The sequence below is a fragment of the Pseudomonas sp. FSL R10-0399 genome (assembly GCF_009600165.1).
Classification (GTDB): Bacteria; Pseudomonadota; Gammaproteobacteria; order Pseudomonadales; family Pseudomonadaceae; genus Aquipseudomonas; species Aquipseudomonas helleri.
Map to the genome: position 1 here is coordinate 1 of NZ_WIWK01000164.1, position 9,868 is coordinate 9,868.

Genomic DNA, 9,868 nt, shown 5'->3' on the forward strand with positions numbered 1-9,868 from the left:
GCGTTGCAGGTCGCTGGCGTCCGGCGCCAGCAATTCGGCCGCAGCAGACGGCGTCGGCGCCCGCACGTCGGCAACAAAGTCACTGATCGACACATCGGTTTCGTGCCCGATGGCACTGACGATCGGCGTCACACAGGCGTCCACCGCCCGCGCAACGGCTTCTTCGTTAAAGCACCAGAGGTCTTCGAGCGAGCCGCCGCCCCGGGCCAGAATCAAGGCGTCAAAGCCCCGCGCATCGGCCAGCTTTAGCGCCCGGACAATTTGCGCGGTGGCTTCGCGGCCCTGCACGGCAGTGGGGATCAAGGTCAGTTCAACCTGCGGCGCACGGCGACGGAACACGCTGATGATGTCGCGGATCACCGCCCCGGTTGGCGAACTGATGATGCCAATGCGCTGTGGGTGAGCCGGCAGCGGGACTTTGCGCTCGGCACTGAACATGCCTTCGGCGCTGAGTTTTTCTTTAAGGGCATCAAAGGCCAGGCGCAATGCGCCATCACCGGCAGGCTCGACGGTATCGAGGATCAACTGGTAATCGCCGCGCCCCTCAAACAGCGAGACCTTGCCGCGCACTTTGACCGCCAGGCCATCTTTCAGCGCCTGGCGTACCCGTGCGGCGTTGTTGCGAAACAACGCGCAGCGCACTTGGGCACCGCTGTCTTTAAGGGTGAAGTAAATGTGCCCAGACGCCGGGCGGGCGAGGTTGGAGATTTCGCCCTCGACCCAGATATTGCTGAACACGTCTTCGAGCAAGACCCGCGCGCGGCCGTTGAGCTGGCTGACGGTCAGGACTTCCCGGTCGAGATTGAGTCGTGCAAAGGGATCTTTAATCATGCCGGCCATCATAAGGGCGGATTGTTTTGACTGCACCTGCTGGTTAAAGTCCGCGCTCCAAAAATAAGGAAGCGCAGCAATGGATTTGCCTTTTACCGGCGGTGAGTGGGTGTTGATTGAGCTGGCCGTAGCGCTGGCTTACATCGTGTTTGGTGTGGCGGGGTTTGGTACGGCACTGGTGGCCGGGCCCATTTTGATTCTGTGCCTGCCGCTGTCGAAGATCATCCCGCTGCTGGTGCTGCTGGATTTTGTCGCCGCCTTTGGCAACTGGTTGCCCGCCCGTCGTGACGTGGCTCGTCCGGAGTTGCTGCGCTTGCTACCGTGCATGGCCGTGGGTTGCATCATCGGCGTGGTGTTTTTGCTCAACCTGCAATCCGACCTGTTGCTGCTGTTGATGGGCGTGTTTGTCAGCGCTTATGCGGTGTACAGCCTGGCGGTAAAAGTGCGGCCCAGCCAAGTGGCGGCGGGGTGGGCGGTGCCGACCGGGGTCATAGGCGGGTTATTCGGTGCGCTATTTGGCAGCGGCGGTTTTTTATACGCGCTGTACCTGAATGCACGGCTGACCAAGGACGCAGCGCGGGCCACGCAAAGTGCGTTGATCAGTTGCAGCACCGTGGTGCGTTTGAGCTTATTCGTGATCGCGGGCGTGTACACCGACGGCGAGTTGTTATGGTTGGCCGCCTTTCTGTTACCGGCCATGGCGCTGGGGCTGTGGATAGGGCGTAAACTGGCGATCAAATTGTCCCGCGAGGCGTTTGTCCGGCTGGTGACCTGGCTGGTGCTGGCCAGCGGCGTTGCACTGATTGCGCGCTACTTGAGCGCTTGACCACAGAATTATCCTTTCCGACACCTTGTGGGAGCGGGCTTGCTCGCGATGTAGGCAACTCGGTTAGCCAGACCCACCGCGCAGATTCCATCGCGAGCAAGCCCGCTCCCACGGGTGATAGATTTCTTTTTTCTTATATGTGCCGTACCCATGAATTCGCAAAGCATCATTGTTCCTAAAATCTCCACCTTGCCGGTCCACGAGCCGCGTGCCCGTGCGATCGTGCGCTGGCTGGTGCGCAAGAACATCATTGAAGAAGAGCTCAGTACGTGCGGGCGCAATGGTAGCGCCATGGCCTATGCCATCGCGCCGGGGGCGGCCAGCGTGGTGCTGCACCCTGAAGCGCTGCCGTTCGGCCACCCGATCAACGGTTTGGAGATCATCACCAAGCGTTGCATCTACACGCCGGTCAAAGGTTTTCTGGAAGAAGCAGGCTGCGCCGAGTGCCGCAAGGAAGTCGGCGAGGCGCTGTTCGACAGCCTCGAAGAATGGATGCCAGGGCACACGGACAACTTTGTTTGCCCTCTGTGTGGCCATGAAGACGACATCAACGGCTTCCTGTTTTTGCAGCCGTGCGGCTTCTCCAACCTGGGGTTTATTTTCAATAACTGGGCCGAGGCGGGGTTCAAGCAAAGCTTCCTCGACGAGTTTGCCGACTGGCTGGATCAGCCGGTGGCGTGGGTCAAAGTCGAGTTGTAAGGGCTTTTTCTGCCTCGTGGGTCAATAAATCATGGCTTTTAGCGCAAAACTCTCTAAAGGTTTCCGTTGAGAGTCACAGGTGTTTTGAGTACAATGGCGCGCTTCCATTTTCCCGCTCGGGAGCCCCAGCGATGCTGCGTATCAGCCAAGAAGCACTCACCTTCGATGACATCCTTCTCGTTCCCGGTTATTCCGAGGTTCTTCCGAACGAAGTCAGTCTAAAGACTCGTTTGACCCGTGGCATTGAACTGAATATTCCGCTGGTCTCCGCCGCAATGGACACCGTCACTGAAGCCCGTCTGGCAATCGCCATGGCTCAGGAAGGCGGCATCGGCATCATCCACAAGAACATGACCATCGAGCAGCAAGCTCACGAAGTGCGCAAGGTCAAACGCTACGAAGCCGGTGTGGTTAAAGAACCCATCACTATCGAAGCTGACGCCACGGTGCGTGAACTGTTCGAATTGACCCGCCAGCACAATATCTCTGGCGTTCCGGTACTGCACAATGGCGACCTGGTCGGCATCGTGACCTCCCGTGACGTGCGCTTCGAAAGCCGTCTGGAAGCCACCGTTCGTGAAGTGATGACGCCTAAAGAGCGTCTGGTCACGGTCAAGGAAGGCGCCGACAAGGACGAAGCCCGTGAACTGCTGCACAAGCACCGCATCGAGCGCGTGCTGATCGTCGACGACAGCTTTGCCCTCAAAGGCATGATGACCGTCAACGACATCGAAAAAGCCAAGGCATACCCGCTGGCCAGCAAGGATGACCAAGGTCGTCTGCGCGTAGGCGCTGCTGTCGGTACTGGCAAAGACACCGAAGATCGCGTTACAGCCCTGGTGGCTGCAGGTGTTGACGTGGTGGTAGTCGACACCGCCCACGGTCACTCCAAAGGCGTGATCGACCGCGTGCGTTGGGTCAAGCAGAACTTCCCTGAGGTACAGGTCATTGGCGGCAACATCGCCACTGGCGCTGCGGCTTTGGCTCTGGCAGAAGCTGGCGCTGACGCCGTTAAAGTCGGTATCGGCCCAGGCTCGATCTGCACCACCCGTATCGTAGCCGGTGTTGGCGTTCCGCAAATCAGCGCGATTGCCAACGTGGCCGCAGCCCTTGAAGGCTCGGGCGTACCGTTGATCGCCGACGGCGGCATCCGTTTCTCGGGTGACCTGTCCAAGGCCATCGTGGCCGGTGCTTCCTGCGTCATGATGGGTTCGATGTTTGCCGGTACTGAAGAAGCACCAGGCGAAATCGAACTGTTCCAGGGCCGTTCGTACAAGGCTTACCGCGGCATGGGTTCGCTGGGTGCGATGTCGCAGTCCCAGGGTTCTTCCGACCGTTACTTCCAGGACTCCTCCGCGGGTGCCGAGAAGCTGGTGCCGGAAGGCATCGAAGGTCGTGTTCCGTACAAAGGGTCGCTCACCGCGATCATTCACCAACTGATGGGCGGTCTGCGTTCCTCGATGGGTTACACCGGCAGCGCCGACATCGAGCAAATGCGTACCAAGCCTGAGTTTGTGCGCATCACCGGCGCTGGCATGGCTGAATCCCACGTCCACGACGTGCAGATCACCAAAGAAGCACCTAACTATCGCGTAGGTTGATAGTGTTCGCATCCGGGCTCCAACCCGGGTGCGATACGAATTAAATCACCGGGGCTGTTTGATTCAGCCCCGTGTCGTTTCTGAAATTTATCGAGATTTAGTCATGTCCCTCGACATTCACGCTCACCGCATCCTGATTCTGGACTTCGGTTCTCAGTACACCCAGTTGATCGCCCGTCGCGTTCGTGAAATCGGTGTTTACTGCGAACTGCACCCGTTCGACATGGACGACGCAGCGATCCGCGAATTTGCCCCTAAAGGCATCATCCTGGCCGGTGGCCCGGAGTCTGTACACGAAGCCAACAGCCCGCGTGCACCGCAAGCGGTATTTGACCTCGGCGTGCCGGTTTTCGGTATCTGCTACGGCATGCAGACCATGGCTGAACAGCTGGGTGGCAAGGTTGAAGGTTCCGAGCTGCGTGAATTCGGTTATGCCCGCGTAGACGTGGTCGGCAAAAGCCGCCTGCTCGACGGCATCGAAGACCACATCGACGCTGACGGCCTGTTCGGTCTGGACGTGTGGATGAGCCACGGTGACAAGGTCACCAAAATGCCATCCGACTTCCACGTTCTGGCCAGCACCCCGAGCTGCCCGATTGCCGGCATGTTCAACGACGAGCGTGCTTACTACGGCGTGCAGTTCCACCCGGAAGTGACCCACACCAAGCAGGGCGGTCGCATCCTGTCGCGCTTCATCCTCGACATCTGCGGCTGTGATGCGCTGTGGACGCCGTCGAAAATCGCGGAAGACGCCATCGCCACCATCCGTGCCCAGGTTGGCACCGACAACGTCCTGCTGGGCTTGTCCGGCGGTGTTGACTCCTCGGTAGTAGCAGCGTTGCTGCACAAGGCTATCGGCGACCAACTGACCTGCGTCTTCGTCGACAACGGCCTGCTGCGCCTGCACGAAGGTGACCAGGTGATGGCCATGTTCGCAGAGAACATGGGCGTTAAAGTGATCCGTGCCAACGCTGCCGACCAGTTCCTGAACAACCTGGCTGGCGAAAACGACCCGGAGAAAAAGCGCAAAATCATCGGTCGCACCTTCATCGACGTATTCGATGCCGAGTCCAACAAACTGGACAACATCAAGTACCTGGCGCAGGGCACCATCTACCCGGACGTGATCGAGTCGGCTGGCGCTAAAAGCGGCAAAGCCCACGTCATCAAGTCGCACCACAACGTAGGTGGCTTGCCGGAAGAAATGAACCTCAAGCTGGTAGAACCCCTGCGTGAGCTGTTCAAAGACGAAGTCCGCCGTCTTGGCCTGGAACTCGGCCTGCCGTACGACATGGTCTACCGCCACCCATTCCCGGGCCCGGGCCTGGGCGTGCGTATCTTGGGTGAAGTGAAAAAGGAATACGCCGACCTGCTGCGTCGTGCTGACCACATCTTCATCGAAGAACTACGCAAAGCCGACTGGTACCACAAAGTCAGCCAAGCCTTCGTTGTGTTCCAGCCGGTTAAATCGGTTGGCGTTGTAGGCGATGGCCGTCGTTACGCCTGGGTAGTTGCCCTGCGTGCCGTCGAAACCATCGACTTCATGACCGCGCGTTGGGCTCACCTGCCTTACGAACTGCTCGAAACCGTGAGCGGTCGCATCATCAACGAAATCGAAGGCATCTCGCGCGTCACCTACGACGTATCGAGCAAGCCACCGGCAACGATTGAGTGGGAATGATTGGACGTCCGGCACTGACCGGCACCAACTAGCAAGAAACACCCTGAAGCCCGCGTAATTGCGGGCTTTTGGTTTTTTGGGTCTGGCAAGTGCTGGCAGCTTTGTGCATCGCCAAGCACCGTGTTTATATGGCATGGTACGGGGCATTGACTAAGCCAAATGCCATGCTCGGTGTTCGATACCATGTCGCCTTTGTGGGTAAGGGCATGGTATCAAGACTCATAATCCACCCGGTTTTATTGGGTTTTCTCGCGGTTTTGGGTGTGTTTCTGAGCATGGTATTTTTTGAACGGAATTCGTGAGCCTCATGCTGACCGATACCAAGCTACGTAATCTCAAACCGAAAGAAAAACTCTACAAAGTGAACGACCGTGATGGACTTTACGTAGCTGTCACGGCTGCGGGCGCAATCTCGTTTCGCTACAACTACTCCATCAATGGACGACAGGAGACGATCACGTTTGGTCGCTATGGTGTAGGTGGAATCACGCTTGCAGAAGCGCGAGAGCGGCTTGGTGAAGCCAAAAAGATGGTTGCGGCTGACAAGTCACCTGCAAAGGAGAAAGCCCGTGATAAGGCACGTAGCAAGGGAGCAGAAACGTTTGATGCCTGGGCCGAGAAATGGCTACGCGGGTATCAGATGGCTGATTCGACCCGTGATATGCGGCGCTCTGTTTATGAGCGTGAGCTGAAACCGAAGTTTGGTAATCAGAAGCTGGTGGAAATCAACCATGAGGACCTGCGAGCGCTGACCGATGCAATCGTGGAGCGAGGTGCCCCAGCAACGGCGGTGCACTCCCGTGAGATCGTAATGCAGGTTTTCCGATGGGCGATTGAGCGTGGCCAGAAGGTCGAGAACCCGGCCGATCTGGTACGTTCTGCGAGCATCGCTAAATTTGAGCCTCGTGACCGCGCTTTGGGTCCAGACGAAATCGCGTTGATGTACCAGTACTTGGACCGTATCGGCACCGCCTCCTCCGTGAGAGCGGCGGCTAAACTGCTGTTGCTCACCATGGTTCGAAAAAGTGAGCTGACCAACGCCACCTGGGATGAGATCAATTTTAGTGAAGCCCTGTGGACCATTCCGAAAGAGCGGATGAAGCGACGCAACCCTCATTTGGTGTTCTTGTCTCGGCAGGTGCTGGATTTCTTCATTGCGTTGAAGACGTTTGCCGGTGGTTCAGAATACGTCTTTCCTTCCCGGTACGATTCTGATCTGCCAATGAGTACCGCAACCATCAATCAGGTACTGACGCTGAGCTATCGGCTCGCGCAGAAAGAAGGGAAGCCGCTGAGTAAGTTCGGACCGCATGATTTGAGACGGACAGCTAGCACGCTGCTGCACGAGGCGGGCTACAACTCAGACTGGATTGAGAAATGTCTTGCACACGAGCAGAAGGGTGTTAGGGCTGTCTATAACAAGGCCGAGTATCGAGAGCAGCGTACTGCGATGTTACAGGACTGGGCCGATATGATTGATGAGTGGACAGCCAAACGGCCCCGTTCGGGCGACGGTTGCAGATAATCAAGTTAGAGCTTCGGTCGTTTTTATCTCATTGCCTGTTTTCCCCCCCGTCGCTTGATGGCGGCAGAAACTGCTTGGCGTGATACGCCAAGTTGGCGGGCGATTTCAGCTTGATTCGTAATGCCTTGGTTTAACAAATCATCCATTGAGCTTGTTGGTGACTTGAGTGCCTGGAGCTGGTTATAGGCATTTTTCCTGACTTCTGCCCATGTCTCGATATCCCACCTAGGGAGGACGGCAGCTCCTTGGGACCAGATTTTTTCAATTAAATCCTCATACTCTAGTGTGAACCTCCGGTCGCGCTGGTAAGCGCGGCGAGCTTCATCGCTACGCCGCGGATTGTGAACTTCACAGTAGAGTTTACTCGGTCTCGCTGCGCCCTCGGGATGGGCAGGTAGGGCTGAAGGCCGCAGTAATTCGCCGTGGCGTGCCCAAGTAGAAACTAGCATTCGGCGCTCCACATGCTCACGGAATGCTGCGACCGAAAAGTCCCCGCGCAACTCCTGCATGTCGCAGTATCTCCCCAGCATGCGCGGGGGTTCGTACTTGCCCAACTCTCCTTTCAATGCTCGTTCATAGCGAGCCACCAAGGTATCGGTTTTTTTCCTGGCTTCTGTACGAATAGATTCTGTTAGCGGCACTGCTTTGATATTTCCGCGTTTTAAACGCTTGAAGACCTTTGGCGCCGCCATACTGATCGCATATTCGGTAGATCGCCAGCATAGCTCGCAGAAGCACCACTCGTAGTGGTTGCTCAACTTCGCACGGATGCGATCAGACGATGTATCGCTTTCTCTAACCAGCACTTTCAGAAGCGGATCGTATGTGCTCGACGCTTTTTCATATTTTCCCATTGCCCGATGATAGCTCTGGATGACAACTAAATTCTAACTTTTTTGCGTCCTGATTCTGGCGTTAGAAGGCATTGTCAAGCATCTGATAACTCTGAAGGATAGTGACCTCATGGATAACAAGCCAAAGAGTAAGACGCTCATCAACCGCAAGAAATTGCACGCGATGATCCCGCTTGCTGAGCGCACCATCTACAACATGGAGCAGCGGGGCGAGTTCCCGCGCCGTATCGCACTAACCAGTCGGAACGTTGCGTGGGATCTGACTGAAATCGAAGAATGGATTGACGCGCGCAAATCGTCGGGCACTCACGCTATTCGCCCAGGAATGGGGGTTTAGCCGTGGCGAGTGATGTACTGGCGGTGTCCGGGAATGAACCGCTTGTGCTGAGTTTTATGCTGCCGGTTGTAGATGGATCTGAACTCGATTGCGGGATGAGCTGTTGGCATGCATCGCGTCATATGCTGGGCCAATCCCTTGACTAGCGGCGGCCAAGGGCTACTTCCAGTTGGCAGTCTGTTGTCACGGATCGAAGAAAATCACGCCGCGTACCGCAAGAAGCTGGAGGCCGCAGCACTTCCGGGCGAGTCGATTAGGGAAATAGAGGAGCGACTGCGTACCGAAGAAAAAAAGAGGCCTCCACGCCAGGATCTGCCAACGCCAAGGTCGCCAGTTGCAGCTAAAAAGGCGATACCTTGCCCGCGTGAACACGAAAGGCAGGCTGATTCCGTTGTACCTTCGCGGTACGAAGTAAGCGCCCGCGATAGCCGCAGCATGATGGATGTGGCTGTGTTCCGAATATCCAAGCAGAAAAAACGGGCGGGAGAAATCAGCCGCTACAACCTTTCAGACGGTTACGTCGAGGTCACAGCTGGCCCATATGGCATGGCGTCAATTTGGGATTATGACATCGTGCTAATGCTGATTTCTTATCTAACAGAGGCTATGAATCGCTATCGAGAAGGGAAGGGTGAGAAGCCGTGTCGTGTGTTCAAATCGCACGTGTCTGACATTTTGAAATTCTGCCGGAAGGGCGACGGAAGCCGCCAATTTAAAGAAGTCGAGGGTGCTCTAGATCGCCTCAAAGGTACGACTATCAAAAGCGTGCGGGAAAGCTCCCCACGAAACAGTAAGCGCAGCATGCGGGAGGTAGAGTCCGAGGGATTGATTAGCCACTATCGCGTAATTTCGCGTACCGACACCGGCAAGGTGGCCAGTGTCGAGATTGAGGCACCTAACTGGATATATCGGGAAGTCACTTCGGGGGCAAAGCCGGACATTCTGACAGTGCATCCTGATTATTTCCTGATCGAATCGGGAATAGGGCGTTTTGTCTACCGATTGGCGCGCCGTGCCGCAGGTAAAGACGATGCAAAGTGGGCATTTAAAACTCTATATGCGCGTAGCGGCAGCACCGGGACGCTCAAAAAGTTCTCGGAGAACCTGCGCAAGGTCATCGCAACAGATGATTTACCCGAGTACGGCTTGGTGGAAGAAGTTGGCCTGAGTGGGCCGCAGCTTGTAATGATGCGTCGATCAGATAAGAAAATACTGAAATAAGGTCCCTAATAGACGGTACTCGAGAACACGAAAGGCGCGGAGATCGCCATTTTTCCGTTTGAATGAAGGACAGGGTAGAAGCAGGAATGTACTCCTGTGGATAGACCGTCTATTGGGGGCCATTCACCGTCCATTAGGGGCTGATCCACCGTCTATTAGGGGGCGCATCACCGTCTATCAGGGACTGCATATTGTTGTAAGTGATTGAAATCAATGGGCCTGAATTCAACACATAAGTGCAACGCTCACCCCTGTATGCACTTCGTACGGCGTCTTCCAGCCCAAGCGCTTGC

General features: G+C 56.4%; 9 protein-coding genes. 7 read left to right on the forward strand and 2 right to left on the reverse strand.

The window, feature by feature from the left end:
- Positions 1–831, reverse strand: an 831-nt coding sequence (gene xseA, locus GHO41_RS27280; protein WP_153435155.1) for an exodeoxyribonuclease VII large subunit, incomplete at its 3' end; no start/stop codon positions are given.
- Positions 832–910: 79 nt separating this feature from the next.
- Between xseA and GHO41_RS27285 the strand changes: the two genes are divergently transcribed.
- The 5 genes from GHO41_RS27285 (at position 911) to GHO41_RS27305 (ending at position 7,163) form a co-directional block, all read left to right on the forward strand.
- On the forward strand, positions 911–1,657 hold the full coding sequence (locus tag GHO41_RS27285; RefSeq protein ID WP_048367068.1) for a sulfite exporter TauE/SafE family protein: 747 nt from the start codon (positions 911–913) through the stop codon (positions 1,655–1,657).
- Positions 1,658–1,807: 150 nt separating this feature from the next.
- Positions 1,808–2,356, forward strand: a complete 549-nt coding sequence (locus GHO41_RS27290; RefSeq protein WP_048367066.1) for a hypothetical protein — start codon at positions 1,808–1,810, stop codon at positions 2,354–2,356.
- Between the two features lie 131 nt (positions 2,357–2,487).
- Positions 2,488–3,957, forward strand: coding sequence for an IMP dehydrogenase (gene guaB / locus GHO41_RS27295; RefSeq protein ID WP_048367064.1), 1,470 nt, complete (start codon positions 2,488–2,490; stop codon positions 3,955–3,957).
- A gap of 103 nt (positions 3,958–4,060) precedes the next feature.
- On the forward strand, positions 4,061–5,638 hold the full coding sequence (gene guaA, locus GHO41_RS27300; RefSeq protein ID WP_048367063.1) for a glutamine-hydrolyzing GMP synthase: 1,578 nt from the start codon (positions 4,061–4,063) through the stop codon (positions 5,636–5,638).
- Between the two features lie 307 nt (positions 5,639–5,945).
- Positions 5,946–7,163 (forward strand): site-specific integrase, encoded by a 1,218-nt coding sequence (locus GHO41_RS27305; protein ID WP_153435156.1) that lies wholly within the window; start codon positions 5,946–5,948, stop codon positions 7,161–7,163.
- A gap of 23 nt (positions 7,164–7,186) precedes the next feature.
- On the opposite strand, the gene GHO41_RS27310 is transcribed toward GHO41_RS27305, so the two are convergent.
- Positions 7,187–8,017 carry a helix-turn-helix domain-containing protein gene (locus GHO41_RS27310; RefSeq protein ID WP_153435157.1) on the reverse strand — a complete coding sequence of 277 codons (831 nt, stop codon included), beginning with the start codon at positions 8,015–8,017 and terminating at the stop codon, positions 7,187–7,189.
- Positions 8,018–8,126: 109 nt separating this feature from the next.
- Between GHO41_RS27310 and GHO41_RS27315 the strand changes: the two genes are divergently transcribed.
- Positions 8,127–8,354 (forward strand): AlpA family transcriptional regulator, encoded by a 228-nt coding sequence (locus GHO41_RS27315; protein WP_153435158.1) that lies wholly within the window; start codon positions 8,127–8,129, stop codon positions 8,352–8,354.
- Positions 8,355–8,462: 108 nt separating this feature from the next.
- Complete coding sequence (locus GHO41_RS27320; RefSeq protein WP_153435159.1) at positions 8,463–9,575, forward strand: replication initiator protein A; 1,113 nt, start codon at positions 8,463–8,465, stop codon at positions 9,573–9,575.
- Positions 9,576–9,868 lie beyond the last annotated feature (293 nt).

What these genes read in the sequence shown, in the direction of transcription:
- GHO41_RS27315 (WP_153435158.1), top strand. Translation starts at nt 8,127, where the DNA reads ATGGATAACAAGCCAAAGAGTAAGACGCTCATCAACCGCAAGAAATTG.
- GHO41_RS27320 (WP_153435159.1), top strand. Translation starts at nt 8,463, where the DNA reads ATGCATCGCGTCATATGCTGGGCCAATCCCTTGACTAGCGGCGGCCAA.
- guaB (WP_048367064.1), top strand. Translation starts at nt 2,488, where the DNA reads ATGCTGCGTATCAGCCAAGAAGCACTCACCTTCGATGACATCCTTCTC.
- GHO41_RS27310 (WP_153435157.1), bottom strand. Translation starts at nt 8,017, where the DNA reads ATGGGAAAATATGAAAAAGCGTCGAGCACATACGATCCGCTTCTGAAA.
- guaA (WP_048367063.1), top strand. Translation starts at nt 4,061, where the DNA reads ATGTCCCTCGACATTCACGCTCACCGCATCCTGATTCTGGACTTCGGT.
- GHO41_RS27290 (WP_048367066.1), top strand. Translation starts at nt 1,808, where the DNA reads ATGAATTCGCAAAGCATCATTGTTCCTAAAATCTCCACCTTGCCGGTC.
- GHO41_RS27285 (WP_048367068.1), top strand. Translation starts at nt 911, where the DNA reads ATGGATTTGCCTTTTACCGGCGGTGAGTGGGTGTTGATTGAGCTGGCC.
- GHO41_RS27305 (WP_153435156.1), top strand. Translation starts at nt 5,946, where the DNA reads ATGCTGACCGATACCAAGCTACGTAATCTCAAACCGAAAGAAAAACTC.